General features: G+C 67.8%; 29 protein-coding genes. 5 read left to right on the top strand and 24 right to left on the bottom strand.

Annotation, left to right across the window (positions count from 1 at the left end):
* Nucleotides 1–33 precede the first annotated feature (33 nt).
* From hflC to rlmE, 10 genes are all read right to left on the bottom strand, one after another.
* On the bottom strand, nucleotides 34–897 hold the full coding sequence (gene hflC, locus AC04MD_RS01065) for a protease modulator HflC (protein WP_475495491.1): 864 nt from the start codon (nucleotides 895–897) through the stop codon (nucleotides 34–36).
* Nucleotides 894–2,009, bottom strand: a complete 1,116-nt coding sequence (gene hflK / locus AC04MD_RS01060) for an FtsH protease activity modulator HflK (RefSeq protein ID WP_475495490.1) — start codon at nucleotides 2,007–2,009, stop codon at nucleotides 894–896. Before hflK ends, hflC begins: the two co-directional genes overlap by 4 nt.
* A 227-nt stretch (nucleotides 2,010–2,236) precedes the next feature.
* Nucleotides 2,237–3,577, bottom strand: coding sequence for a ribosome rescue GTPase HflX (hflX, locus tag AC04MD_RS01055; RefSeq protein ID WP_475495489.1), 1,341 nt, complete (start codon nucleotides 3,575–3,577; stop codon nucleotides 2,237–2,239).
* A 34-nt stretch (nucleotides 3,578–3,611) separates the two neighbouring features.
* The gene (gene hfq, locus AC04MD_RS01050) at nucleotides 3,612–3,890 is read right to left on the bottom strand and encodes an RNA chaperone Hfq (protein ID WP_062355623.1); all 279 of its coding nucleotides are present in this window, start codon (nucleotides 3,888–3,890) and stop codon (nucleotides 3,612–3,614) included.
* A 167-nt stretch (nucleotides 3,891–4,057) separates the two neighbouring features.
* The gene (miaA, locus tag AC04MD_RS01045) at nucleotides 4,058–5,014 is read right to left on the bottom strand and encodes a tRNA (adenosine(37)-N6)-dimethylallyltransferase MiaA (protein WP_475495488.1); all 957 of its coding nucleotides are present in this window, start codon (nucleotides 5,012–5,014) and stop codon (nucleotides 4,058–4,060) included.
* 42 nt (nucleotides 5,015–5,056) lie between these two features.
* A complete protein-coding gene (locus tag AC04MD_RS01040; RefSeq protein WP_475495487.1) occupies nucleotides 5,057–5,857 on the bottom strand; it encodes a c-type cytochrome in 801 nt (266 codons plus the stop codon).
* 58 nt (nucleotides 5,858–5,915) lie between these two features.
* Nucleotides 5,916–6,815: a dihydropteroate synthase gene (folP, locus tag AC04MD_RS01035; RefSeq protein WP_475495486.1), complete on the bottom strand. Its 900-nt coding sequence runs from the start codon at nucleotides 6,813–6,815 to the stop codon at nucleotides 5,916–5,918.
* Nucleotides 6,815–7,012, bottom strand: coding sequence for a glycine zipper domain-containing protein (locus tag AC04MD_RS01030; RefSeq protein ID WP_475495485.1), 198 nt, complete (start codon nucleotides 7,010–7,012; stop codon nucleotides 6,815–6,817). Before AC04MD_RS01030 ends, folP begins: the two co-directional genes overlap by 1 nt.
* A 67-nt stretch (nucleotides 7,013–7,079) precedes the next feature.
* Entirely contained in the window at nucleotides 7,080–9,008 is a 1,929-nt protein-coding gene (ftsH, locus tag AC04MD_RS01025; protein ID WP_475495484.1) for an ATP-dependent zinc metalloprotease FtsH, read from the bottom strand.
* A gap of 49 nt (nucleotides 9,009–9,057) precedes the next feature.
* Nucleotides 9,058–9,690 carry a 23S rRNA (uridine(2552)-2'-O)-methyltransferase RlmE gene (rlmE, locus tag AC04MD_RS01020; RefSeq protein WP_475496145.1) on the bottom strand — a complete coding sequence of 211 codons (633 nt, stop codon included), beginning with the start codon at nucleotides 9,688–9,690 and terminating at the stop codon, nucleotides 9,058–9,060.
* Nucleotides 9,691–9,791: 101 nt separating this feature from the next.
* Between rlmE and yhbY the strand changes: the two genes are divergently transcribed.
* The 3 genes from yhbY to AC04MD_RS01005 are packed head-to-tail and all read left to right on the top strand — an operon-like array spanning nucleotide 9,792 to nucleotide 11,134.
* Entirely contained in the window at nucleotides 9,792–10,097 is a 306-nt protein-coding gene (yhbY, locus tag AC04MD_RS01015; RefSeq protein WP_475495483.1) for a ribosome assembly RNA-binding protein YhbY, read from the top strand.
* Nucleotides 10,098–10,116: 19 nt separating this feature from the next.
* The gene (locus AC04MD_RS01010; protein ID WP_475495482.1) at nucleotides 10,117–10,494 is read left to right on the top strand and encodes an Mth938-like domain-containing protein; all 378 of its coding nucleotides are present in this window, start codon (nucleotides 10,117–10,119) and stop codon (nucleotides 10,492–10,494) included.
* A 13-nt stretch (nucleotides 10,495–10,507) separates the two neighbouring features.
* Nucleotides 10,508–11,134, top strand: coding sequence for a D-Ala-D-Ala carboxypeptidase family metallohydrolase (locus tag AC04MD_RS01005; RefSeq protein WP_475495481.1), 627 nt, complete (start codon nucleotides 10,508–10,510; stop codon nucleotides 11,132–11,134).
* Here AC04MD_RS01005 and AC04MD_RS01000 read toward each other — a convergent pair.
* From AC04MD_RS01000 to surE, 5 genes are read right to left on the bottom strand one after another with little or no spacing between them, the layout of a single operon-like run.
* Complete coding sequence (locus tag AC04MD_RS01000; protein WP_475495480.1) at nucleotides 11,095–11,955, bottom strand: endonuclease/exonuclease/phosphatase family protein; 861 nt, start codon at nucleotides 11,953–11,955, stop codon at nucleotides 11,095–11,097. The two genes, AC04MD_RS01005 and AC04MD_RS01000, sit on opposite strands and share 40 nt — an antisense overlap.
* 4 nt (nucleotides 11,956–11,959) lie before the next feature.
* Entirely contained in the window at nucleotides 11,960–12,760 is an 801-nt protein-coding gene (locus AC04MD_RS00995) for a peptidoglycan DD-metalloendopeptidase family protein (RefSeq protein ID WP_475495479.1), read from the bottom strand.
* A 39-nt stretch (nucleotides 12,761–12,799) separates the two neighbouring features.
* Nucleotides 12,800–13,456, bottom strand: a complete 657-nt coding sequence (locus tag AC04MD_RS00990; RefSeq protein WP_475495478.1) for an exopolysaccharide biosynthesis protein — start codon at nucleotides 13,454–13,456, stop codon at nucleotides 12,800–12,802.
* A gap of 5 nt (nucleotides 13,457–13,461) precedes the next feature.
* Nucleotides 13,462–14,139 carry a protein-L-isoaspartate(D-aspartate) O-methyltransferase gene (locus AC04MD_RS00985; RefSeq protein ID WP_475495477.1) on the bottom strand — a complete coding sequence of 226 codons (678 nt, stop codon included), beginning with the start codon at nucleotides 14,137–14,139 and terminating at the stop codon, nucleotides 13,462–13,464.
* Nucleotides 14,136–14,915, bottom strand: a complete 780-nt coding sequence (gene surE / locus AC04MD_RS00980) for a 5'/3'-nucleotidase SurE (protein ID WP_475495476.1) — start codon at nucleotides 14,913–14,915, stop codon at nucleotides 14,136–14,138. Before surE ends, AC04MD_RS00985 begins: the two co-directional genes overlap by 4 nt.
* Before the next feature lie 89 nt (nucleotides 14,916–15,004).
* Here surE and AC04MD_RS00975 point away from each other — a divergent pair, with 89 nt between their 5' ends.
* Entirely contained in the window at nucleotides 15,005–15,547 is a 543-nt protein-coding gene (locus tag AC04MD_RS00975; RefSeq protein ID WP_475495475.1) for a Smr/MutS family protein, read from the top strand.
* Between the two features lie 41 nt (nucleotides 15,548–15,588).
* Here AC04MD_RS00975 and AC04MD_RS00970 read toward each other — a convergent pair whose 3' ends face one another.
* The 9 genes from AC04MD_RS00970 to AC04MD_RS00930 form a co-directional block, all read right to left on the bottom strand.
* Complete coding sequence (locus tag AC04MD_RS00970) at nucleotides 15,589–15,813, bottom strand: hypothetical protein (protein WP_475495474.1); 225 nt, start codon at nucleotides 15,811–15,813, stop codon at nucleotides 15,589–15,591.
* A gap of 112 nt (nucleotides 15,814–15,925) precedes the next feature.
* Complete coding sequence (gene truD, locus AC04MD_RS00965; RefSeq protein ID WP_475495473.1) at nucleotides 15,926–16,984, bottom strand: tRNA pseudouridine(13) synthase TruD; 1,059 nt, start codon at nucleotides 16,982–16,984, stop codon at nucleotides 15,926–15,928.
* Nucleotides 16,981–17,472 (bottom strand): 2-C-methyl-D-erythritol 2,4-cyclodiphosphate synthase, encoded by a 492-nt coding sequence (gene ispF, locus AC04MD_RS00960; protein ID WP_475495472.1) that lies wholly within the window; start codon nucleotides 17,470–17,472, stop codon nucleotides 16,981–16,983. Before ispF ends, truD begins: the two co-directional genes overlap by 4 nt.
* 18 nt (nucleotides 17,473–17,490) lie before the next feature.
* The gene (gene ispD / locus AC04MD_RS00955; protein ID WP_475495471.1) at nucleotides 17,491–18,186 is read right to left on the bottom strand and encodes a 2-C-methyl-D-erythritol 4-phosphate cytidylyltransferase; all 696 of its coding nucleotides are present in this window, start codon (nucleotides 18,184–18,186) and stop codon (nucleotides 17,491–17,493) included.
* Nucleotides 18,186–18,527: a cell division protein FtsB gene (gene ftsB / locus AC04MD_RS00950; protein ID WP_475495470.1), complete on the bottom strand. Its 342-nt coding sequence runs from the start codon at nucleotides 18,525–18,527 to the stop codon at nucleotides 18,186–18,188. The genes ispD and ftsB overlap by 1 nt, the downstream gene beginning before the upstream one ends.
* A gap of 3 nt (nucleotides 18,528–18,530) precedes the next feature.
* Nucleotides 18,531–19,814: a phosphopyruvate hydratase gene (gene eno, locus AC04MD_RS00945; protein ID WP_475495469.1), complete on the bottom strand. Its 1,284-nt coding sequence runs from the start codon at nucleotides 19,812–19,814 to the stop codon at nucleotides 18,531–18,533.
* Nucleotides 19,815–20,316: 502 nt separating this feature from the next.
* Complete coding sequence (kdsA, locus tag AC04MD_RS00940) at nucleotides 20,317–21,150, bottom strand: 3-deoxy-8-phosphooctulonate synthase (protein ID WP_475495468.1); 834 nt, start codon at nucleotides 21,148–21,150, stop codon at nucleotides 20,317–20,319.
* A gap of 151 nt (nucleotides 21,151–21,301) precedes the next feature.
* A complete protein-coding gene (locus tag AC04MD_RS00935) occupies nucleotides 21,302–22,963 on the bottom strand; it encodes a CTP synthase (protein ID WP_475495467.1) in 1,662 nt (553 codons plus the stop codon).
* A 140-nt stretch (nucleotides 22,964–23,103) separates the two neighbouring features.
* Nucleotides 23,104–23,358 (bottom strand): hypothetical protein, encoded by a 255-nt coding sequence (locus tag AC04MD_RS00930; protein WP_475495466.1) that lies wholly within the window; start codon nucleotides 23,356–23,358, stop codon nucleotides 23,104–23,106.
* Nucleotides 23,359–23,632: 274 nt separating this feature from the next.
* Here AC04MD_RS00930 and parE point away from each other — a divergent pair, with 274 nt between their 5' ends.
* Nucleotides 23,633–25,522: a DNA topoisomerase IV subunit B gene (parE, locus tag AC04MD_RS00925; RefSeq protein ID WP_475495465.1), complete on the top strand. Its 1,890-nt coding sequence runs from the start codon at nucleotides 23,633–23,635 to the stop codon at nucleotides 25,520–25,522.
* Nucleotides 25,523–25,582 lie beyond the last annotated feature (60 nt).

The raw sequence follows: 25,582 nt of genomic DNA, 5'->3' as shown, positions 1-25,582 counted from the left end.
GGCCGCCTCGTGGGCGGCCGGCGCGGAGGACACTCAGCGGTCGCTGCGCATGTACTGGAGGAAGGGATCGTCCTTGTCCAGCACGATCACACCCTGCCCGTCCTTGAACGAGGCCCGATAGGCCTCGAGGCTGCGCTGGAAGGCGTAGAACGAGGCGTCGCGACCGGCGGCCTCGCCGTAGATGCGGGCGGCTTCGGCATCGCCTTCACCGCGCAGCTTCTGCGCATCGCGCTCGGCCTCGGCCAGCAGCACCGCGACGTCGCGGTTGGCCTGCGCCATCACGATCCGCGCCTGTTCGGCGCCCTGTGCGCGCAGCGCACTGGCCACCTGCTTGCGCTCGGCGCTCATGCGGTCGTAGACCTGTCCGATGACTTCGCTGTCGGTGGGCAGGTCGATCTGCTTGAAGCGGATGTCGACGATCTGCATGCCCAGGGTCTTCGCGCCGGCGTTGATGCCCGGCAGCTGCTTCTCGATCAGCTCGTTGCGGTTGCCGGACACCAGCTGGGTCAGCGTGCGCGAGTTGATCTCGTTGCGCAGCGATTCCTTGATGATCGGCGCCAGGCGGTCGGTCGCCGTCTCCGGGTTGCCGCCGGTGGCGCGGTAGAAATCCGCCGCGTTGACGATGAAGCCGATGGCGATGAAGTCGACGCTGACGTCCTTGCGCTCGGAGGTCAGCGAACGCTCCGGCGGGAACTCGTTGGCGGTGAAGCGGCGGTCGAACACGCGCGCGGTTTCGACCAGCGGCAGCTTGAAGTGCAGGCCGGGGCCGATCTCGCTGCGCACCACGCGGCCCAGGTTGAGCACCAGGCCCACCTGCCCTTCGCGCACCACGTACACCGAGCCCATCAGGCCCAGCAGCACGGCCACGACGATACCGACGATCAGGGAATTCCTCATGGCTGCGCCTCCTCGCGGCGGGGGGTGCGCACGGAGCTTCTGGCGCTGGACGGGATGCTCTCCACCTGCGGCAGCACCTCGGTGGGGATGACGCCGGCCGGCGGCTGGGTCGGCGCCGGGGCATTGCCCATCGGCACGTAGAGCACCTGGCGGCCGTCGCTGCCGACGATCTTGCGGTTGCCGGCCAGCACCTGCTGGACGGTATCCAGCCACAGGCGCTTGCGGGTGACTTCCGGCGCGTTGCGGTACTCGTCCAGCAGCAGGCTGAAGCGGGTGGCGTCACCGGTGGCCTTGGCGATGGCGGCGGTCTTGTAACCCTCCGCCGCGGTGCGCACGCCCTGCGCCTGGCCGCGCGCCTCGGGCACGATCTTGGCCGCTTCGGCGCGGGCCTGGCTGACCACGCGCTCGTTTTCCTGCTGGGCGCTGTTGACTTCGTCGAAGGCCGGCTTGACCTGTTCCGGCGGACGCGCGTCCTGCAGGCTCAGTTCGGTGACGACCAGGCCGGTGCGGTAGGCCTCCAGCGAGCCCTGCAGCGCGGTGCTGGCGGCGGCGGACAGCGGGCCACGCGCATTCAGTGCGGCGTCGAGGTTGGAGCGGCCGATCACTTCGCGCACCGCGCTCTGCGCGGTCTGCTCGAGCACGCGGGTGGCGTCCGTGGTGCCGAACAGGAACAGCTTGGGATCGCCGACGCGGTACTGCACGTTGAACGACACGGTGATGATGTTCTCGTCGCGGGTCAGCACCGGCAGGCTGTTGCTGAAGGTGCGCACGCCGGTGGCGTTGACCTTGGTGACGCTTTCGATCGGCCAGGGGAACTTGAAGTTCGGGCCCGGCTGCATGGTGCGCGCGTACTGGCCGAAGCGCAGCACGACGCCGCGGTCCTGTTCGCCGATCAGCTGGAAGCTGGAGAACAGGGCCAGCAGGCCGATGCCCAGCAGGACCCAGCGCAGCGGATTGCCACCGCCGCCGACACCGCCGAACAGGCCGCGCAGGCGTTCGACCACGTCACCGATGCCGCCGCTTCCCTGCGGGTTGCGCGGCTTCCAGTTGTTGTTCCGGTTGCCGTTGTTGCCAGATCCGCCGCTGCCGCTGCCAGGGGTGTTCCAGGCCATGCCCACTCCATTCTGAAAGATTCGCGCGGCCGGGGCCGGCGCAGGTTTCGATTCTACTAGATAGGGGCGGCCCGGCCGGGAGGCAAGGCCGGGAGGTCATGGGCGCCGCCCTCCTGTAGAAGCGACGTCAGTCGCGACCGCGCAGCTTGGCGGGCAGGTCGTTGATCGTGGTGATGACACGCCCCGGTCGCGACTGACGTCGCTCCTACAGACAGCAGGCGGCGCCTCTACTGCCAGTCTTCCCGCTCCGCCTGCGGCAGCAGGGCTTCCAGCGGATGCCCGCCGGCCTGCGAGGCCAGGCGCTGGGCATCGGCCAGGGCGAGGTCGACGGTGACGCGCCAGCCGTTCTCGTCGAAGTCCTCCGCCAGCACCGCGCCGAGCGCGTGCAGGCGCGAGCGCAGGCGCGCGGAATTCGCCGGCAGGACCAGTTCGCCGCGCACGCGCTGGAAGCCCAGCCGCTGCGCCAGCGCGCCCTTCAGCAGGTCGATGCCGATGCCGTCGCGCGCCGACAGCCACACGCGCTCGCGGCCCATGCCGGCGCTGGGCGCATCGCCTTCGTCGACGCCGAGATCGGGCTGGTCGTGACGCGGCGCCGCGCCTTCGATGCGGTCTATCTTGTTGAACACCAGCATCTGCGGCAGGTCGCCGGCACCGATTTCCTGCAGCACTTCGTCGACCTGGGCGATGCGTTCCTCGCGGTGCGGATCGGCGGCATCGATGACGTGCAGCAGCAGGTCGGCCTCGCGCGCTTCGCTCAGGGTGGAACGGAACGCGGCGACCAGTTCGTGCGGCAGGTCGCGCACGAAGCCGACGGTGTCGGCCAGCACCACCGCGCCGCCGGGCAGGTCGATGCGGCGCACGGTCGGGTCCAGCGTGGCGAACAGCTGGTCGGCCGCGTAGGCCTCGGCGCCGGTCAGCACGTTGAACAGCGTGGACTTGCCGGCGTTGGTGTAGCCGACCAGGGCCACGCGCGGCAGTTCGCTGCGCACGCGGGCGCGGCGCATCTGGGTGCGCTGCACTTCGACTTTCTCGAGCCGCTTCTGCAGTTGCTCGACGCGTTTCTGCAGCAGGCGGCGGTCGGTTTCCAGCTGGGTTTCGCCGGGGCCGCGCAGGCCGATCGAGCCGCCGCGCTGGCGCTCCAAGTGGGTCCAGCCGCGCACCAGACGCGTGGCCATGTGGCGCAGTTGCGCCAGTTCCACTTGCAGCTTGCCTTCGTGGCTGCGCGCACGTTGGGCGAAGATGTCGAGGATCAGCCCGGTGCGGTCCAGCACGCGGCGCTGCAGGAGTTTTTCCAGGTTGCGTTCCTGGCCCGGCGACAGCGGGAAATTGACCAGGATCAGGTCGGCGCCGGTGGCATCGGCCGCCGCCTTCACTTCCTCCAGCTTGCCGCTGCCGATCAGCGTGGAGGGATTGGGGCGGTCGATGCGGGCGGTCAGCAGCGCGGCGATGGTCGCGCCGGCCGAGCGCGCCAGGTCGCTGAACTCTTCGGTGATGCCGTCGTCCGGACGGCCGCCGGCATGCGGCTGGATCAGCAACGCATGCTCGCCCTTGCGGGATCTTTCAAACAATGGGGTCGTGCCTCTTCAAGCGAGGCACGCATTATCACGCGGTTTCGTCGTCGCCGCCTTCCGCGTCCTCGTCACCCTGCTGCACGTAGCCGCCGCCCGGACCCACGCGCACGTTGCGCGCCGGCACCACGGTGGAGATGGCGTGCTTGTAGACCATCTGGCTGACCGTGTTGCGCAGCAGGACCACGAACTGGTCGAAGGATTCGATGGTGCCCTGCAGCTTGATGCCGTTGACCAGGTAGACCGACACCGGGACGCGCTCGCGCCGCAGTGCATTCAGGAAAGGATCCTGCAGGGATTGCCCCTTGGACATGACGTACTCCCGCCTTGCGTTCTTATAGTTAGGTATGTGCTGCCGTACCGGGCCGGCGAACTGCTCCCCTGCCGCCCGGAAGCCCCGATGTTACACAACATCGGCCCGCGGGGGCGTTGCCGAGTCAGGCAGCAGGTCCCACTTCCGGTCACTCCGGCACGTAAGGCTCACGAAGTCGGCAGGAACAGGGCCAGCGCCGCATCCAGTCGGGCACGATCCGTGGCCGGATCGAACCAGCGCGCATCGAGCCCGCCGCGCAGCCAGGTCAGCTGGCGCTTGGCGAGCTGGCGCGTGGCGGCGATGGCACGGTCGCGGAAGTCGGCGGCGCTGCCCTGCCCGTCCAGGTATTCCCAGGCCTGGCGATAACCCACGGCGCGCACCGCCGGCAGGTCGAGCGGTGCCGCCACGGCCTGCATGGCAGGCAATGCACGCAGGCGGCGGACTTCTTCCAGGAAGCCCTGCTGCAGCATCAGGTCGAAGCGCAGCGCGATGCGGTCGTGCAGGACGGCGCGATCACTCGGCGCCAGCACCAGCTTCAGCACGCGGAACGGCAGGCGCGCACCGCGGGCGTCCTGTTGCCACTGGCTGATCGGCCTGCCGGTCAGGCGGTACACCTCCAGCGCGCGCTGGATGCGCTGGGGATCGGTGGCATGGATGCGGGCGGCGGCAGCGGGATCGACCTGCGCCAGCTCCGCATGCAGCGCCGGCCAGCCGCGCGCCTGCGCCTGCGCACTGATGTCGGCGCGCACCGCGGCGTCGGCCGCCGGCATCGCGGCCAGGCCTTCGAGCAAGGCCTGGAAATACAGCCCCGTCCCGCCGGCCAGGATCGGCAACCGACCGCGCGCGGTGATGTCGTCCATTGCGCGCCGCGCGTCCTGCGCGAACTCGGCCGCGGAATACGTCTGCCACGGGTCGCGCACATCCAGCAGGTGATGCGGCACGCGCGCCTGTTCCTCCGCCGTGGGCTTGGCCGCACCGATGTCGAGACCGCGGTAGACCAGCGCCGAATCGACGCTGACGATCTCGCCGCCGAGACGTTCGGCCACGTCCAGCGCGAACGCCGTCTTGCCCGAGGCGGTCGGGCCCATGATGGCGATGGCGGAAGGGCGTGCGTCGAGCGGCATGCCGGCATTGTCGCATCCGCCCACGTCACCGCAGGCATTGCGTCAGCGCGAATCGAGGAACAACTTCAGCGCCGCGATTTCGTCGTCGGTCAGTACCTTGTAGCGGTACGCCGCGACGCCGCTCATCATGCCGGTCTTCGATTGTCCGCCCGCGGCAACTTCGCCGGTCCGCATCAACCGGGTGAACTGCTCCAGCGTGTAGGCCTTGGCGACGATGAGCGACGGCGCGGGATCGCCTTCCCAGCCGTTGAGGTCCCAGGCATGGCATTCGGTACACGTCGTCATCGCCAGGTGACGCCCCAGTGCGAGCGGCGGCGTGGGTGGCGTCGCAGGCGGACGGTTGCCGGCATCGGGCTGCATGTCGGGCAGCCACGGATGCGTGCCGTCTTCGGTCGCCTTCACCAGGCCATCGGACCACTTGCCTTCCGGCAACGCAGGGCTCTCGACGGCCGGCAGTGCGCGCAACCATGCGGTGATGTCGCGCACTTCGCGGTCACTGAGGTGCTGGAACATCTTGATCGGCATGCCCCACGGCACGTGCCCGTCGTGCGTGCGCCCTTCGCGCAACAGCGCCGTCAGCGTGTCATCGTCGTACAGCGCGCGTCGCCGGGTCAGGTTGGGCGCGACGATGCGGCCGAGTTCGGGATTCTCCTGGAACACCTTGCCGCCGCCATCGGCGCCGTGGCAGCCGTTGCAGCCCACCCGCGTGGCGACGCGCAGGCCTTCGACGGGATCACCCGGCGGAGGTGCCGGTGCGATGGCCACAGCGGCCGCCGTCGACGGCGGCGGTGCGGGATCGCATGCCGCAAGCGGCAGCAGCAACAGCAGGATGGCGATGCGCATGGCGCGGCTTCCCGCGGTCGACTCCCGGGCCAACGGACCGGATGCCGGCGCCGGCGACTCAGTCGTCGTCAGGCCAGCGGATCGCCGGCGTGGCGGCGGCCTTGCGGGGGGTCGGGATCGCGGCGACGGCGTTCCAGACCTTCAGCGCATCCACGGTGGCGGCCACGTCATGCACCCGCACGATCATGGCACCGCGTTGCGCCGCGATCAGGTGCGCCGCCACGGAACCGAAGATGCGCTCCGCGGGCACATCGCGTCCGGTGAGCTGGCCGATGCTGCGCTTGCGCGACAGGCCGGCCAGCACCGGCACGCCGAGTTCGACGAAGCGTTCGAGTTGCGCCAGCAGCTGCAGGTTGTGCGTGGTGTCCTTGCCGAAACCGAAGCCCGGATCGATGACGAGCCGCTTCTTCGGAATGCCCGCCATCTCGGCCGCGAAGATGCGCTCGGCGAGGAAGCGATGCACGTCGCCGACGACATCGTCATAGTCCGGCGCGGCCTGCATCGAGCGCGGCTCGCCCTGCATGTGCATCAGCACCACCGGCACGCCCAGCGTGGCAGCCGCATCGAGCGCGCCCTCGCGACGCAGCGCGTACACGTCGTTGATCATGCCCGCGCCCGCCTGCACGGCCGCGCGCATCACCTCGGGCTTGGAGGTGTCGATGCTGATCGGCACCTGCACGCGTGCGGCGAGTCGCTCGATCACCGGCAACACGCGGCGCAGTTCCTCTTCCAGCGATACCTCGTCGGCGCCCGGTCGCGTCGATTCGCCGCCGATGTCGAGCAGGTCGGCGCCTTCCTCCACCAGCGCCAGCGCATGCGCGACGGCGGCCTCGGTGGTGTCGTGCGCGCCGCCATCGGAGAACGAATCCGGCGTGACGTTGACGATGCCCATGACCTGCGGGCGATCGAGCTTGAGGATGCGACCGGCGCAGTCCAGCACGGGCGTGGTATCGAACATCACTTCTTCCCTTCCTGGTCGTCGCCGCGGGAGAACGCGCCCGAGCCGACCCCGAACGCGACGCCAAGCGCCAGGCCGATGGCGATACCCGCGCCGATGTTGTCCATCGCCGACCCGATCGCGACACCGATCGCGATGCCTGCTCCGATGCCGACCGGCAGCATCGGATGTTTCGGACGCTTGTCGTCGCCTGCCATGGAATCCCACGCAAAGAAAAAGGCCAGACATCAGTCTGGCCTTTCGTCATCACGCTGGCAACGCGTCTCAGGTCTGCGCGGCCGGTCCCCCGATCGGGGGCAGCGGGCGCGACTCGGGCTTGTCGTCGTCCTTGCCGTTCTTGCCCCAGCCCATCGGCGGCGGCGGCTCGCGGCCTTCCATGATGGCGTCGATCTGCGGCGCATCGATGGTTTCGTACTGCAGCAGCAACTGCGACATGGTGTGCAGCTTGTCCATGTTCTCCGTCAGGATCGTCTTGGTCCGGCCATAGGCGCGGTCCAGGATGATGCGCACGACTTCGTCGATCTTGCGCGCGGTCTCGTTGGAGACGTTCTTGTGCTGCGTCACCGAGCGGCCGAGGAAGACCTCATCCTCTTCCTCGCCATAGGCGATCGGGCCCATCTCGTCGCTCAGGCCCCACTTGGTGACCATGTTGCGGGCCATCTTGGTGGCACGCTCGATGTCGTTGGACGCGCCGGTGGTGACCTTGTCGGCACCAAAGATCAGTTCTTCCGCAACGCGACCGCCGTACAGCGAGCACAGCTGCGATTCGATCGCCACGCGGTTCAGCGAGTACTTGTCGCCTTCCGGCAGGTACATCGTCACGCCCAGCGCGCGGCCACGCGGGATGATGGTGACCTTGTAGACCGGGTCGTGCTCGGGCACCAGGCGGCCGACGATGGCGTGGCCGGCCTCGTGGTAGGCGGTGAGCGTCTTCTCGTCCTCGCTCATCGCCATCGAACGGCGCTCGGCGCCCATCAGGATCTTGTCGCGGGCGCGGTCGAAGTGGTCCATGCGGACTTCCTTCGCGTTCTCGCGTGCGGCGAACAGCGCCGCCTCGTTGCAGAGATTGGCCAGGTCCGCGCCGCTGAAACCCGGCGTACCACGTGCGATGACCATCGGCTCGACGTCGTCGGCCAGCGGGAGCTTGCGCATGTGCACGCGCAGGATCTGCTCGCGGCCCTTCACGTCGGGCAGGCCCACGACGACCTGGCGGTCGAAGCGGCCCGGACGCAGCAGCGCCGGGTCCAGCACGTCGGGACGGTTGGTCGCGGCGATCACGATGACGCCTTCGCCGCCCTCGAAGCCGTCCATCTCGACCAGCAGCTGGTTGAGGGTCTGCTCGCGCTCGTCGTGACCGCCGCCCAGGCCGGCACCACGATGGCGGCCGACGGCGTCGATCTCGTCGATGAAGATGATGCAGGGCGCGTGCTTCTTGGCCTGCTCGAACATGTCGCGCACGCGGCTGGCGCCGACGCCGACGAACATCTCGACGAAGTCGGAACCGGAGATGCTGAAGAACGGCACCTTGGCTTCGCCGGCGATGGCCTTGGCCAGCAGCGTCTTGCCGGTGCCGGGCTGGCCGACCATCAGCACGCCGCGCGGGATCTTGCCGCCGAGCTTCTGGAACTTGCCGGGGTCGCGCAGGAATTCGACCAGCTCGCCGACTTCCTCCTTCGCCTCGTCGCAGCCGGCGACGTCGGCGAAGGTGACCTTCACCTGGTCCTCGCCCTGCAGCTTGGCGCGCGACTTGCCGAAGGACATCGCGCCCTTCGCGCCGCCGCCGCCGCCCTGCATCTGCCGCATGATGAAGATCCAGAAGCCGATGATCAGCAGGACCGGCAGGAAGTTCAGCAGGATGGCCGTCAGGCTGATGCCGCTGGCGGGCTGCTCGCGGTCGATGGCGACGTTCTTGTCCAGCAGTGTGTCGATCAGCTTGTCGTCCTGCGGACCGTAGACGGTGCCGGACGAGCTGTCCTTGCGCTTGAAGTCGATCGCGTTGGTGGCGAGATTGCTTTCGTTGGTGAACTTCACCGACGCCACGCGACCGGATTCGACTTCCTGCAGGAACTCGGAATAGGTGATCGGGCCGCCCGGAGCGCTGGCGCCGCCCTTCGGCGAGAAGCTCTGGAAGACGACCATCAGCACGACGGCGACGACTACCCACAGCAGCAGATTCTTGGTCAGGTCGTTCATCCGCATCGGCTCCGCTGTTCCTTATTGCTCATACGCACGTTAGGCCACCTTACTTGATCTGGGCCCGCTTGCCCTGTCCCAGGGCGTACACCTCGGGCGAGCGCTTGCGGGACGCGTCCGGCTTGCGGATCGCCACCTTGTCATAGCGGCGGCGAAGCTCGCGGATGTAGTCGTCGGAGCCCGCCCCCTGGAACAGCTTGATCAGGAACGCCCCGCCCGGCTTCAGGTGGGCGTCGGCGAACTCCATCGCCAACTCCGCCAGATGCATCATCCGCGGCTGGTCCACCGCATCCACACCACTCTTATTGGGGGCCATATCGGACAGCACAAGGTCCACCGGTGCACCGTCCAGCATGGCTTCCAGTTGCGATAGGACGCTGTCCTCCCTGAAATCCCCATGAAGGAAGTCCACCCCGGCCAGCGGCGGCATGTCGAGGATATCCATCGCCACCACGCGGCCGCTGTCGCCCAGCGCCTGGCGGACGAACTGCGACCAGCCGCCCGGCGCGGCGCCCAGATCGACGACGACCATGCCCGGCTTGAGCAGGCGGTCGCGCTCCAGCAGTTCTTCCAGCTTGTAGGCGGCACGGGACCGGAGGCCCTCGGCCTGGGCCTTCTTCACGTAGGGATCGGAGAAGTGTTCCTTGAGCCAGCGCTGGCTGCTCTTGCTGCGGGTGGCCATGTCGGCAAGGTCTCCGGGCACGCTGCGACGGGAGCCGCCGGAGCCGTTCGTGGGGGTCGTCATGATACCCTGATCCCCCTTTTCGACCCGTACCGTGCCGCATGCCCGTAGCCCTGACCGCTGCCCAGACCCGCTTCCTGCGCGGCCAGGCCCACGACCTGAAGGCGCTGCTGCAGATCGGCAACAAGGGCGTCACGCCGGCCTTCATCGCCGAACTGGACGCCGTGCTGGAGCAGCACGAACTGGTCAAGGTCAAGGTCACCGGCGAAGACCGGGACGCGCGCGATGCCATGATCGACGACCTGGCCGCCCAGGCCGACGCCGCCCTGGTCCAGCGCATCGGCCATACCGCCGTGCTGTATCGCCCGAGCAAGGAACGCCGGCACATCGTGCTGCCGCGCGGCTGAGCCAGGCGCGCCAGCCGCCATGCAGCTGAACCACGAACTGCCCGATTACGCCTTCAGCCTGCGCTCCGCCGACGGCCACGCCGCCCGGGTGAACGACCGCACGCTGGCATCCAGCTTCATCCTGTCGCCGCAGCAGCTCGTCGAGGATTGGCCGGTGCGCGACAGCGCCGCGCTGACGCCGGACGACCTGGCGCCGCTGCTCGCCCTGCAGCCGGAAGTGATCCTGCTGGGGACCGGCGAACGCCAGGTCTTCCCGCCTGCCGCCGTCATGGCCGCCTGCCTGCGCCAGGGCGTGGGCCTGGAAGTCATGACCAACGCCGCCGCTGCCCGCACCTACAACGTGCTGGCCAGCGAGTCGCGCAAGGTCGTGGCCGGATTCCTGCTGGCACCGCGCTGACCCCATCGCGACGATGCGGCGCCTGTTCCTGCTGCTCGCCGCGCTCTCCGCCACCGCATGCACCGGCCCGTCGCCGGACGCCGCACAGCGCTACGAGCAGTGGCGACAGCGTGCCGACGCGAACGGCCTGGCCGACTACCAGCGCATGCTGACCGATGCCGGCGTCGGGGATGTCGTGCCGATGCATGCCCTGCTGCGCTCGAGCCGGCGCTGGCGGGCCTGCGACGCTCCCGAATTCCTGCTGCCGCCACAGGACCGCGTCACGGCGATCGTGCCAACGCTGCGCGTCGTGGCGCAGCTGCAGGCGATGGGCATCGTCACGGGCGCGAACGTGCGCTCGGGCTATCGCTCGCCCGACGTGAACCAGTGCTCTGGCGGAAGCAGCCGCAGCCGCCATGTCCTCAACAATGCGCTGGATTTCGACCTGTCCCACGACGGCCACGTGGCCGCGCTGTGCGACTTCTGGCGCCGGCAGGGGCCTGCGCTGAGGATGGGGCTGGGCTTCTACTCGCCGACAAAGATCCACATCGACACGGCCGGGCATCGCACCTGGGGCACCGACTATCGCCGCGGCACCTCGCTGTGCGTGCGTGCCACCGATCAGTCGGAGACGCGCGCCAGCCGCACCCGGACGCCGTAGTGGTCGGAGGGCCAGGCGCCGCTGGCGTCGGCCTGATCCAGGATGATGCTCGCAGCGACAACGCGGAAGACATCGCGCTGGGCGAACACATGGTCGATCCGGATCGGCGGATGGCCCAGGTGCGAATTGAGCGTGGTATGGGCCGGGGTGTTGGCGTTCTCGCCGGTGTGGGCCTGTTCGTAGGCTTCCACGAAGCGCGTGCGCAACGGCGCCAGTTCCGGCGTATCGGAGCGGGTATTGAAATCGCCACCGATGACGGACGCCGCGTCGCCCGCGGTCTCGTCCATCAGCGCCAGCAGTCCCGTTATCTGCTGACGGCGGATCGCGCCGCCCTCGGGTTTGTAGTGCAGATGGGTGGCGTAGACGTTCAATGGATGCCCATCGATCGTGGTCCGCACCCAGCCTGCCGTGCGGTAGTCGTCCAGCGGCGCCAGCTTCATCTCCCGCGACTGCTCGATGGCGCCCCTGACCAGGATGGCGTTGCCATAACGCCGGGCCTGGTCCGGCGCGTCGGCCGAGAAGAAGCGGTACCGATAGCCCAGGCGCGTGGCCAGCACCTGTGCCTGGTTCGGCAATGCGGTGTCCTGCAGCACTTCCTGCAGCACGATGACGTCGGGCGCCAGCGCTTTCAGCTCGGCCACGATCATGTCCTGCCGATGCGGCCAGTCCTGCTTGTCATGCCAGAGGTTGAGGGTGACGACATCGATCGTCGACGCGACGGGCGCGCTGCGTGGGCGTTGGCAGGCGGCCATTAGCAGCGCCATGACCAGCGCCACGGCCACGATGGCCGATGTGCGCCACATCGCGGAGGGCTGCGTCATGGCCTCAGCGCGCCGGCAGGTACTGCAGCGGATCCACCGGCTTGCCGTTGTGGCGGATCTCGAAGTGCAGCATTTCGCGCGAGGCGCCGCTGCTGCCCATTTCCGCGATCTGCTGGCCGGCCTTGACACTCTGACCTTCATTGACCAGTCGCTTGCGGTTGTGGCCGTACGCAGACAGCCAGGCTTCGCTGTGCTTGACGATGATCAGCTCGCCGTAGCCCACGAGGCCGGCGCCGGAATACACCACCACGCCGTCCGCGGCCGCACGCACGGCCTGGCCGCCGGTCCCGGCGATATCGACGCCCTGCTTGGTGGCATCACCGGCGACGAAGCGGCCGATCAGGTGACCGTCAGCCGGCCAGCGCCAGGAGAAACCGCTGCTCGCCGGCGCAGGCGTCGCCACGGGCCGGGTGACGGTTGCGGGCGGTGGCGTCGGGCGTGTCGTCGTGCTCGTCGCCGGCCTGCTGGGCGCGGTGGTGGTCGCCGTCGTCGCAGGACGGCTGCCGCCGCTGCCGGGGAACAGCTTGAGCGACTGCCCGGGATAGATGGTGTACGGCGCCGCCAGGTTGTTCCAGCGGGCCAAGTCGTTGACGTCCACGCCATTGCGGAACGCGATGCCGTACAGCGTGTCGCCGCGCTGTACGCGCACCGTCGCGCCGGGCTTGCCCTGCGATGTCTGCCGCGCAGGCGACGATCCGGAGGGTTCGCGCACCACCGTGGTAGAGCAGGCGCCGAGCACGGCCATGGCGATGCCGATAAGAAGGGCGCGCGTGATGCGATGGCCGGAGCGAAGCGTCGTGGTCATGCGTTCGGTCGTTTCCTCTCAGGGCTGGAGCCGCACGGCTCAGCCGGTCAATCGCTGGAACAGTTCGCGGGCAGCCACGCCGCCACCGCCGATCAGCACGCTGAAGTAGACGATCGTGCCGATGTTGGCCAGATGGCCCAGCAGGATCGCGCCCCCGTCGCGCTGGATGAATCCGATGGCATACAGCAGCAGCGCCAAGGCTGGCAGGGTATTGCTGAATGGCACGAATCCGAAAGGCGCCATCAGCAGCAGCGCCGCCAGGATGAAGGCGAGGTTGTTGATGACGCCCTGCCCTGGCCCGTCGACGAAAAAACGCAGCCGGTGCGGGCGGCTGATCTTCTCCATCCGGCGCACCCAGACCAGCCCCGACGTCAGCCCCGGACGCAGGCGATCGGCCGGCAGGGCCTTGTCCTTGATGCGCTTCGGCAACCACAGCGGGCGATCGAACAGGCGGCTGATGCCGACCAGCAGGATGGCCGCGCCGAACACGGTGCTCACGCCGGGGATCGACACCGGGATCAGGAACACCAGCGTCAGCAGGATGGTCAGCAGCAGCAGGCCTTCATCGCTGAAGACGTCCAGCAGTTCGCCCAGGCTGAGCTTGTCGGGTGGCAGTCGCTCGATGATGCCGGCAACCTGCTCGCCGAGCGATGCGGCGCTGTCGGGAAGTCCGTTGTCGTGCGGAGAATGCTTCACGTGGTTCAATCCAGGGTGCCGGACAGCAGCGGCACGAACACCACCGGCGCCAGCGTCGTTTCCTCGACGCTGCCGTCGGCGCACTTCACCAGCCGCACCAGCGACTGCGAACCGCTGCCACCGACCGGCGCGACGAGTTGCCCACCGACGGCGAGCTGTTCGACCAGCACCGGCACCAGCGCCGGCGCGGCGGCGGTCACGATGATGGCGTCGTAGGGGCCGTGTTCGGCCCAGCCGATACGGCCGTCGTCGTGCTTGCTGCGCACGTTCATGCCGAGCTGGCGCAGCCGCTTGCGTGCCTGCCGCAGCAGGTCGCCGATGCGCTCGACGGTGTAGACCTCCAGTCCCAGCACGGCCAGCACGGCCGCTTGGTAACCCGAGCCCGTGCCGATTTCCAGCACCTTCTTCGGCTCCGTCTCCAGCAGCACCTCGGTCATCCGCGCCACCACCCACGGCTGCGAGATGGTCTGGCTGTGCCCGATCGGCAGCGCGGTGTCTTCGTACGCGCGCGTGGCGAGTGCTTCGTCGACGAACAGATGGCGCGGCAGCGTGCGGATCGCGTTAAGCACGCGCTCGTCGGCGATGCCCGCCTCGCGCAGCCGCTCGACCAGGCGGTCGCGTACGCGCTGCGAAGTCATGCCCATGCCCACCGCTTCGGGCTGCAACCGCAACCGTGGCGTCATGCCGAGCCCTCGAGCGCGGCGGTCAGGCCGCCGACCCAGCCCGCCACCTTCTCCAGCGCCTGGTAGCGCGTCAGGTCGACGTGGATCGGCGTGATCGAGATGTGCCCGGTACGCACCGCATGGAAGTCGGTGCCCGGTCCTGCATCCTGCTCGCGTCCCGCGGGACCGATCCAGTAGACGGTGTGGCCGCGCGGATCCGGCTGCGGCACGCAGGGCTCGGAGCGGTGGCGGTTGCCCAGGCGCGTGACTTCGAAGCCACGCACGTCGCCCCATGCCAGGTCGGGCACGTTGACGTTGAGGATGGTGTCGGCAGGCAGCGGATCGGATTTCAGGCGCGCCACGATCTCCACGGCGGCGCGCGCCGCGGTTTCGTAATGTCTGGCGTCGTGGTTCTTGGTGACCAGCGACATCGCCACCGCCGGCAGGCCCAGGAAGCGGCCTTCCATCGCTGCCGACACGGTGCCGGAATAGATGACATCGTCACCCAGGTTCGCCGTGTTGTTGATGCCCGACACCACGATGTCCGGCTCGAACTCCAGCATGCCGGTCAACGCCAGGTGCACGCAGTCGGTCGGCGTGCCGGCGATGCTGCAGGTGTAGTGGTCGATGCGCTTCAGCCGGATCGGCAAGTCGAGCGTCAGCGAGTTGCTGGCACCGGAGCGGTCGCGGTCGGGCGCGACCACATACACTTCGTGGCCCGCGCTGCGCAGGCCCTCTGCCAGGATTCGGATGCCGGGGGCGTCGACGCCGTCGTCGTTGCTGACCAGTACGCGCATGGGTTTCCTCGGGAACGGCCCCATGATACCGGAACCGCGCCGAGGCTTCCCGCGCTTGCGTCACGTCGCGATGCCGCTACGCTGGTGGCATGTCCCGTTCCACGCCGCCCGATGACGATGATGCCGCGCTGTTCCGCGATGCGATCGGCGAGGTTCGCAGGCTGCAGGAAGCGCCCGCGCCGCCGCGCAAGGCGCCACCGCGACCTGCGGCGCGCATGGCCGAACGCGACGAGCACGACGCACGCAGCGAGTTCCAGCGTGGCCTGGACGCGCTCGACCTGCATGCGGCCGGCGATGTCCTGAGCTACCGCCGCGAAGCACTGTCGCCGCGTGCCTTCCAGCGCCTGAAGCGGGGTCAGTTCTCGGTGCAGGACGAACTGGACCTGCATGGGGCCACCGCCTTGCAGGCGGAAGGACTGCTGCGCCGGTTCCTGGCGGATGCGCATGCGCATGACCACGGGTGCGTGCGGGTGATCCACGGCAAGGGGCAGCGTTCGGAAGTCGATGCGCCGGTGCTGAAGAACCTGGTCGACCGGCTGCTGCGGCAGCGATCAGACGTGATGGCCTTCCACTCGGCACCACCCACGCAGGGCGGCACCGGCGCGGTGCTGGTGCTGCTGGCGCACCGTTGAGCAGGCGCGATTGAGCGCCGCGCCCCAGGTTTCCGCCACGCTTACTGCTGGCTGGTCGCCTTTTCCTCGATCCGGGGCGGATTCACCCATGTCAGGTGGATGCCGCGCCGCTTGGCGATCCGCTCCACGTAGGCGATGTACTGCTGCTCGGCGGTCAGTTGCTGCTGTGTCGGCGGCGGCGCGGAGGCGGTGCCGCCGGAACTGGCGCAGGCGGCCAGCAGGCCGCAGGTGGACACGACGACGGCAAGGCGAAGCATGGTGTTCATGGCGATCCCTCCGACACTGGGGAAGATGGTCCGGCCCCGCCGACGCCTTTCGACTACCGCCTAGCGTGCCTTATCCCGCTTATACGCCTGCGGTCGGACGCTTCCAGTGCCGTTAATCGCGTTCCGACGGACGGTCATCGCCATGGGATGCATCGGCGACCGAGCCCAGTTCGTGCAGCACGGCGGTGGCATAGCTTCCCGGCGGCAACGCGAAGCTCAGGCGCAGCGCATCGGCCGACACCCAGGACCACGACAAGCCATCAGGCCGCAGGCGCAGCGCGCGGCGTTCCTGCCGCAATCCTTCCTGCTCCAGGCCCTCCCGCAGTTTCTGCGCGTCATCACCCTGCAACGCGCGCATCTCGACGTCGCGCGCGTCCGCCTGCGTGCGCGGCTCTCCAGCGCCCCACAAGGGCCCGGTCGGATGGATGTCGAAATCCCCCAGCCGCTGCGCCAGCTGTTCGTTCCACGGCTCGGGCCCGAACACGCTGCGGCTGCCCGCCAGCATCCAGACCTCGCCCTCCATGCCCCGGTTCCAGCTGCCGTCCGCCAGCCGCGCCGCCAGTACGCGGTTGAACAGTTCGGAACGCGCTGCCGATATCAGGATCGAGCGCTGTTCGCGCCTGACCCGCCGTCCCGCGAACATCGCCAGCGCCGCCGGTACGTTGCCACCGTCGCGGCCGAAGCGCTGCTCGCCGAACCAGTTCGGCAGTCCGTGCGCCGCGATCTCGCGCAGCCGCGCCTCGATGTCGGCAACGTCACCGGACACGTCGCGCAGTATCAATTCGAACCGATTGCCGGCGAGCGCGCCGCGCGGCAACTTGCGCGCATGCCAGGTCGATTCCAGCACCTTCAGGTCATCGGTTGCCAGCGTCGCCAGGTCCGGTGCCACCTTGCGCGGCAGATGCACGCTGAAGCGCTGCCGGGTGACCGCATGACGATCCTTGAGGCCGGCGTAACCCACGCCCATCTCGGCGATCCCCGCCCACGCGGCGATGCGCCTGGCCGCGAACGCCGTGTTCATGCCGCGCTTCTCGACGGTCAGCAGCAGGTGCTCGCCTTCGCCGGACGGTTCGAAACCGGGCAGTTCCTCGACAACGAAATCCTCCGGCGCACTGCGCATGCGCGCGTTAAGCACCGGCGCGCCGAACGCGCGAGGCAACGCCTCGCTCATGCGCGCACCAGCAGTACCACGGCCTGCGCCGCGATGCCTTCGCCACGCCCGGTGAAGCCCAGCTTCTCGGTCGTGGTAGCCTTGATGCTGACCGCGTCGATGTCGAGGCGCAGGTCCTTCGCTACGCAGGCGCGCATCGCATCGACATGCGGCCCGACTTTCGGTCGCTCGCAGATCACGGTGACATCGACATTGCCGACGCGCCAGCCGCGCTCACCGATCAGCGCATCGCAATGACGGACGAAGGCACGGCTGTCGGCGTCCTTCCAACGATCGTCCGAGGGCGGGAAGTGCCGGCCGATGTCGCCCAGCGCCAGCGCGCCGAGCATGGCGTCGCAGAGCGCATGCAGCACCACGTCGCCATCGCTGTGCGCCAGCACGCCGCGATCATGCGGCACGCGCACGCCGCCCAGCATGACGTGGTCGCCGTCGCCGAAGGCGTGCACATCGAAGCCCTGGCCGATGCGGATGTTCAATGGGTCGGACATGTCGTTTCCGGTGGCGCGTCAGCGGTCGCGCTGCGCCCGTTCGTAGGCGAACCTGGCCAGGTCCGCCGGTGTGGTGATCTTGAAGTTGCTTTCGGAGCCTTCCACCAACAGTGGGCGCAGGCCGAGGCGTTCCATCGCCATCGCCTCATCGGTAACCTCAACGCCGTCGGCCGTGGCGGCCTCAAGCGCACGGGTCAGCTGCAGGCGCCGGAACAGTTGCGGGGTGAAGGCACGCCACAGGCGCTCGCGCGGTTCGGTGCCATCGATACCGCCATCGTCGCCGGCGCGCTTCAGGGTGTCGCGCACGGGCGCCGCGAGGATCGCGCCCACCGGATCGTTACGGCCGCGCTCGAGCAGCTGCGACAGGTCGGCCAACGACAGGTTCGGGCGCGCGGCATCGTGCACCAGCACGAAGTCGTCCGCGCGCACGTCGTCGGGCAATGCGCGCAGGCCGGCCAGCACGGAAGCGGCACGGCTGGCACCGCCGACGCAGGCGTGCACCGGCTTGCCGGCGAATTCGGTCCAGCGCGGCCAGTCGGGATCGTTCTCGGAGACCGGCACCACCGCGCCTTCCACGGCGTCGTGCGCGAACAGCGCCGTCAGCGTGTGCGCGATCAGCGGCACGCCGTCCACGACGAGGTACTGCTTGGGAAGTTCACCGCCGAAGCGGGTGCCCCGCCCGGCCGCAGGCACGACGGCCCAGATACGGGCCATCAGGGCGTCGGCTCCGCGCCGTCGGCATCGCCGCCCGCCGTGGCTTCGGGCGATGGCGGGACCGGTTCGACGACGCGGTAGAACTTCTCGCCCGGCTTGATCATGCCCAGCTCGCTGCGCGCGCGTTCCTCGACCGCCGATTCACCGGACTTGAGGTCTTCGACTTCGGCGGCCAGGGCGTCGTTGCGCTCCTGCAGGCCGGCGTTCTCGCGCTTCTGCAGCTCGACCTGCTGTTCCAGTGCGACGACCTGGCCCGAACTGCCGACGCCGAACCAGAACTTGTACTGCAGCCATCCCAGCAGCAGTACGAGCACCAGCAGGAGCCAGGGCGCCTTGCGCATGGATTACTTCTTCAGCGACACGAAGGCGTTGCGGCCGGCGTACCGCGCCTTGCTGCCGAGTGCTTCTTCGATGCGCAGCAGCTGGTTGTACTTGGCCACGCGGTCGCTGCGGCACAGCGAGCCGGTCTTGATCTGCGTCGCCGTGGTGGCCACCGCGATGTCGGCGATGGTGGTGTCCTCGGTTTCGCCCGAACGGTGCGACACGACGGCCGCGTAGTTCGCCTTGGCGGCCATGGCGATGGCTTCCAGCGTCTCGGTCAGCGTGCCGATCTGGTTGACCTTGATCAGGATCGCGTTGGCGGTGCCGGACTCGATGCCTTCCTTGAAGATCTTCGGGTTGGTGACGAACAGGTCGTCGCCCACCAGCTGCACCTTGCCGCCGATGCGGTCGGTCAACAGCTTCCAGCCGGCCCAGTCGTCCTCGGCCAGGCCGTCCTCGATGGTGATGATCGGGTACTGCGCGGCCCAGTCGGCCAGGAAGTCGACGAACTGCTCGCTGGTCAGGCGCTTGTTCTCGCCGACCAGGTGGTACTTGCCATTGTCGAAGAACTCGCTGGAGGCCACGTCCAGGCCCAGCAGCACGTCTTCACCGGCGGTGTAGCCGGCCTTGCCGATGGCTTCCAGGATGGTGTCCAGCGCCTCGACGTTGCTGCGGAAATCGGGAGCGAAGCCGCCCTCGTCGCCGACAGCGGTGCTCAGGCCATGGCCCTTCAGCACCGACTTCAGCGAGTGGAAGATCTCGGTACCGGCGCGCAGCGACTCGGCGAACGAATCGAAGCCGACCGGCAGCACCATGAACTCCTGGAAGTCCACGTTGTTGTCGGCATGCGCACCGCCGTTGATGATGTTCATCATCGGCACCGGCAGGCTGACGTCGTTGCCGTTGGCCAGGTGCTGCCACAGCGGGATCTTCTTCGATGCGGCCACCGCGTGGGCGTTGGCCATCGACACGCCGAGCAGCGCGTTCGCGCCGAGGCGGCCCTTGTTCTCGGTGCCGTCCAGGTCGATCAGGCGACGGTCCAGGCCTTCCTGGTCGGCCGCATCGAAGCCCTTCAGCGCGGTCGCGATCGTGGTGTTGACGTTCTCCACCGCCTTGCGCACGCCCTTGCCCAGGTAGCGGGTCTTGTCGCCGTCGCGCAGTTCGACCGCTTCCTTGGTGCCGGTCGAGGCGCCGGACGGCACCATGGCGCGACCGAAGGAACCGTCTTCCAGCGTGACCTCGGATTCGAGGGTCGGATTACCGCGGGAATCGAGGATTTCGCGGGCGTGAATCTGCTTTATGACCATGAATCTACCTTTTGGATGAATTCAACGAGCTCGGGGGACGGACTGCACTCACCTTCGGTAGCGAAGGACATGTAGTACCGGGCAATGCTGAGCGCGGCGAGCTGACGAGTGCGATTCCAATCCTCGCGCTGAGAGAGCGTAGCCAACGCTAGTAACGCGATCTGTACTTTTGTCTGCTCACTATCAGGAGACGAAATTTCGGCATCCAGTATACGAATCACCGTGTCCCCCGCAGGGAGTAGTGCTTTCGTACGGGACAGCAATTCCTTCTCCTTACCTTGACTCACGACGGCACGGGCTACCCGTGCAGACGCGGAGTTCTGGGTGCCTGGATCCGCGAGGTAACCGTTGATACATTTTGAGAGCACCATGTAACCGGTCGCAGCCTTGTAGAAGGCATCACTACTCTCGAGAGGAGCGTACTGTGAGTCGTCAGCGAGTGCGAGGCCCGAAAACGAGGCCCAAAGTACTGCACCCATCGCTAGACGAACTGCATGAAGCATCAGACCGAGCTCTCCAGGAACCCGTTCTTTTTGGTGATCGAGTCCAGCGCCAGCAATGTTTCCAGCAGCGCTTCCATCTTGTCCAGTGGCCACGCATTCGGGCCATCGGACAGTGCCTTCGAAGGATCCGGATGGGTCTCGGCGAACAGACCGGCCACGCCGACGGCGACCGCCGCGCGCGCCAGCACCGGCACGAATTCGCGCTGGCCGCCCGAACTGCTGCCCTGCCCGCCCGGCAACTGCACCGAGTGCGTGGCATCGAACACCACCGGGCACCCGGTGTCGCGCATGACGCTCAGCGAGCGCATGTCGCTGACCAGGTTGTTGTAGCCGAACGACGCGCCGCGCTCGCAGACCATGATGTCCTGGTTGCCGGTGGACTTGGCCTTGTCGACGACGGGCCTCATGTCCCACGGCGACAGGAACTGGCCCTTCTTGATGTTGACCGGCTTGCCGGCCGAACAGACCTTCTTGATGAAGTCGGTCTGGCGCACGAGGAAGGCCGGCGTCTGCAGCACGTCGACGACGGCGGCGACTTCGTCCATCGGCGTGTACTCGTGCACGTCGGTCAGCACCGGCACGCCGACCTGCTTTTTCACTGCGTCGAGCACCTTCAGGCCTTCTTCCATGCCGGGGCCGCGGAAGCTGGTGCCGGAGGTGCGGTTGGCCTTGTCGAAGCTGGACTTGAAGATGAAGTTCATCCCCAGCTTGCCGGTGATCTCCTTGAGGCGACCAGCGACATCGATCTGCAACTGCATCGACTCGATCACGCACGGGCCGGCGATCAGGAACAGGGGCTGGTCCAGCCCGACGTCGAATCCACAGAGTTTCATTGCTTCACCTTTGGTCAGAGCCCCTCTCCCACCGGGAGAGGGGTTGGGGTGAGGGTACGGCGGAATCAGGAAGGCTGGAACATCTTCACTCCGCCTCACTCTCACCCGCCCCTTCGTGGCACCTTCTCCCGGCGGGAGAAGGAACAAGCATTTACGCCCGCGCTTCCTTCAGCAGCTTGCCGCCGGCCTTCTTCTCGCGCGCGGCGCGGATAAAGCCGACGAACAGCGGATGGCCGTCGCGCGGGGTGGACAGGAATTCCGGGTGCGCCTGGCAGGCCAGGAACCACGGATGCACGCTGCGCGGCAGCTCCACCATTTCCACCAGCAGGTCGTCCATGGACTTGGCGGCGATCACCAGGCCGGCGTCTTCCAGCTGCGTGCGGTAGCGGTTGTTGAACTCATAGCGATGGCGATGACGCTCGGCCACCACGTCCTTGCCGTACAGGTCGCGCGCCAGCGTGCCCGGCTTCAGGCGCTGCTCCTGCAGGCCCAGGCGCATGGTGCCGCCGAGGTCGGAGCGTTCGTCGCGCTTCTCGACATCGCCCGCCGCGGTACGCCATTCGGTGATCAGGCCGATCACCGGATGCGGCGACTGCTTGTCGTTCTCGGTGCTGTTGGCATCGGCCATGCCGGCGACATGGCGCGCGTAATCGACGACCGCTGCCTGCATGCCGTAGCAGATGCCGAAGTACGGCAGTTTCTGTTCGCGGGCGAAGCGCGAAGTCAGCACCTTGCCCTCGAAGCCACGGTCGCCGAAGCCACCCGGCACCAGGATGCCGTCCACGCCCTGCAGCAGGGCCATGTCCGTACCTTCAAGCTCCTGCGCCTCGATCCACTTCAGGTTGACGCGCGTGCGCTGGCGCAGGCCGCCATGCTTGAGCGCCTCGCCGACGGACTTGTAGGCGTCCTGGTGGTCGACGTACTTGCCGACGACCGCGATGGTCACTTCATCCAGCGGATTGAGCGTGGCATCGACGGCGGCTTCCCACTCGGACAGGTCGGCCGACTGCGCGTTCTCGATGCGGAACTGGCGCAGCACGATCTCGTCCAGGCCCTGGCCGTGCAGGCCCATCGGGATGCGGTACAGCACGTCCACGTCCGGCACGCTGATCACGGCGCGCTCGGGGACGTTGGTGAACAGCGAGATCTTGCGACGCTCGGAATCCGGAATCGGCTGCTCGGAACGGCACAGCAGCACGTCGGGCTGGATACCGATCGAACGCAGCTCCTTCACCGAGTGCTGGGTGGGCTTGGTCTTCAGCTCGCCTGCAGCGGCGACGTACGGCACCAGCGTCAGGTGCATGAACAGCGCCTTCTCCGGACCGCGTTCGGTGCGGATCTGGCGGATCGCTTCCAGGAACGGCAACGATTCGATGTCGCCGACGGTACCGCCGATCTCCACCAGCGCCACGTCGAAGCCTTCGGTGGCTTCGTCGATGCAGCGGCGGATCTCGTCGGTGATGTGCGGAATGACCTGGACGGTCGCGCCCAGGTAGTCGCCACGGCGTTCCTTGCGGATCACGTTCTCGTAGATTCGGCCAGTGGTGACCGAATTCTTGCGGCTCAGGCGGGTGCGCACGAAGCGCTCGTAGTGGCCCAGATCCAGGTCGGTCTCGGCGCCGTCGTCGGTGACGTACACCTCGCCGTGCTGGAACGGGCTCATGGTGCCCGGGTCGACGTTGATGTAGGGGTCCAGCTTCATCATCGTGACCTTCAGGCCACGTGCTTCGAGAATGGACGCAAGCGAAGCGGCGGCGATGCCCTTGCCTAGCGAGGACACAACGCCGCCGGTAACGAAAATCAGGGGAGTCATGGGCGGGGCTCCGGAAAGCCATAGTCTACAGGCAACGCGTGTCGCCCGGAAGCGCGACACCCCGCCGGAGCGGGGTGTCGGTACGTCATTTGCGCGCCTGAAACCCTTGCACCGCAAGGGTCATGGCACGACAGCGAGGATCAGGGCTTGCGCTCTTCTTCCTCGTCGCCAGCCTTCTTCTGCTGGCCTTCGGCGGCCTTGCGCTGCTTGGCGGCGGCTTCGTTGGCCGCGCGACGACGCGCCTTGGCTTCCGGATCGGACGGATCACTGGTCTGGGACTGGTCCTGCTTCGGCTTGTCGGCATCCGTACCGGTACGGGACTGGGCAAACGCCTGGACCGCGAACAGCGCGCCGATGGCAGCGACGGACAGCAGCAACAGGTTGCGGGACTTCATGGCAATGCTCCTCGTGGATGGCGGGAATCTGGGGGCGCCGGCTGGCGTTCCCAAGGGCGTCCATGTCCGCGGCGCAAGCCTAGCGTCCGCTGCCCGGCCCCCGACTGAACATGGAAAAAAAGCCGTGCTGGCCGCACACTGCCGCCCGGTCCGAAAGTCCGGACAGGACGCAGGCGCGTCGCGCGCCCTGCGACGGCCCCGTGGCCGACTGTTCCCGCCCTTCGTCATTCTGCGGCGCCGCTGGCGTCGCGCCGTATCGAGAACGTGAAGACCCATGAGCAGTCGTTACAACGCCGCCGACATCGAAGTCCTTTCCGGCCTTGACCCCGTCAAGCGCCGGCCGGGCATGTATACCGACACCGCGCGTCCCAACCACCTGGCGCAGGAAGTCATCGACAACGCCGTGGACGAAGCGCTGGCCGGCCATGCCGGCAGCATCGAAGTCACCCTGCACAAGGATGGCAGCTGCGAAGTCAGCGATGACGGGCGCGGCATGCCGGTCGACATCCACCCGGAGGAGAAGATTCCGGGCGTGGAACTGATCCTCACGCGCCTGCATGCGGGCGGCAAGTTCAGCAACAAGAACTACACCTTCTCCGGCGGCCTGCATGGCGTGGGCGTCAGCGTGGTCAACGCGCTGTCCACGCTGGTGGAAGTCCACATCAAGCGCGAAGGCAGCGAACACCGCATCACCTTCCGCAATGGCGACCGCGCCACGCCGCTGGAAGTGGTCGGCAGCGTCGGCAAGAAGAACACCGGTACGCGCGTGCGCTTCTGGGCCGACCCGAAGTATTTCGACACCCCGAAGTTCAACGTGCGTGCACTCAGGCACCTGCTGCGCGCCAAGGCCGTGCTGTGCCCGGGCTTGAACGTCACCCTGTTCGACGAAGCCACCGGCGAACGCGACAGCTGGCACTACGAGGACGGCCTGCGCGATTACCTGCGCGGCGAGATGGCCGGTCGCGAGCTGCTGCCGCCGGAGCTGTTCGCTGGCCAGCTGAAGAAGGATAGCGAGATCGTCGACTGGGCCGTGGCCTGGGTGCCGGAAGGCGAGCTGGTGCAGGAAAGCTACGTCAACCTGATCCCGACCGCCCAGCACGGCACGCACGTGAACGGCCTGCGCAGCGGCCTGACCGATGCGTTGCGTGAGTTCTGCGATTTCCGCAACCTGCTGCCGCGCGGCGTGAAGCTCGCGCCGGAAGACGTGTGGGACCGCGTGACCTTCGTGCTGTCGCTGAAGATGACCGATCCGCAGTTCAGCGGCCAGACCAAGGAACGCCTGTCCTCGCGCCAGGCCGCCGGCTTCATCGAGGGCGCGGCGCACGACGCCTTCAGCCTGTGGCTGAACCAGCACGTCGACCTGGGCGAGAAGATCGCGCAGATCGCCATCGAGCGCGCCAGCGCCCGCCTGAAGACCGAAAAGCAGGTCGTCCGCAAGAAAGTCACCCAGGGACCCGCCCTGCCCGGCAAGCTCGCCGACTGCATCAGCCAGGACCTGTCGCGCACCGAACTGTTCCTGGTGGAAGGCGATTCGGCCGGCGGCTCGGCCAAGCAGGCGCGCGACAAGGATTTCCAGGCGATCCTGCCGTTGCGCGGCAAGATCCTCAACACGTGGGAAGTCGCCAGCACCTCGGTGCTCGCCTCCGATGAAGTCCACAACCTCGCCATCGCGATCGGCTGCGATCCGGGCAAGGACGACATCTCCGGCCTGCGCTACGGCAAGGTGGTGATCCTCGCCGACGCGGACTCCGATGGCCTGCACATCGCCACGCTGCTGACCGCGCTGTTCCTGCGCCATTTCCCCGCGCTGGTGCATGCCGGCCACGTATTCGTCGCCATGCCGCCGCTGTTCCGCGTGGACGTGGGCAAGCAGGTGTTCTACGCGCTGGACGAGGAAGAGAAGCGCCTGCTGCTGGAGAAGATCGAGCGCGAGAAGATCCGTGGCCAGGTCAACGTCACCCGCTTCAAGGGCTTGGGCGAAATGAACCCGTCTCAGCTGCGCGAGTCCACCATCCATCCGGACACGCGCCGCCTGGTGCAGCTGACTGTGGACGACGACCTGCAGACGCGCGGCCTGATGGACATGCTGCTGGCGAAGAAACGCGCGTCGGACCGCAAGTCGTGGCTGGAAGCGAAGGGCGATCTGGCGTCCCTGGAGGCGTGATCGAGGCACGTCTTGCGAGAGGCCGTTGAGACGCGTCCGGCGGTCCGGGTAACGGCACCC

The sequence above is a fragment of the Pseudoxanthomonas sp. LjRoot206 genome (genome assembly GCF_056175725.1).
Note: the sequence above shows the minus strand (reverse complement) of the source record. Positions and strands in the feature narration are given on the sequence as shown.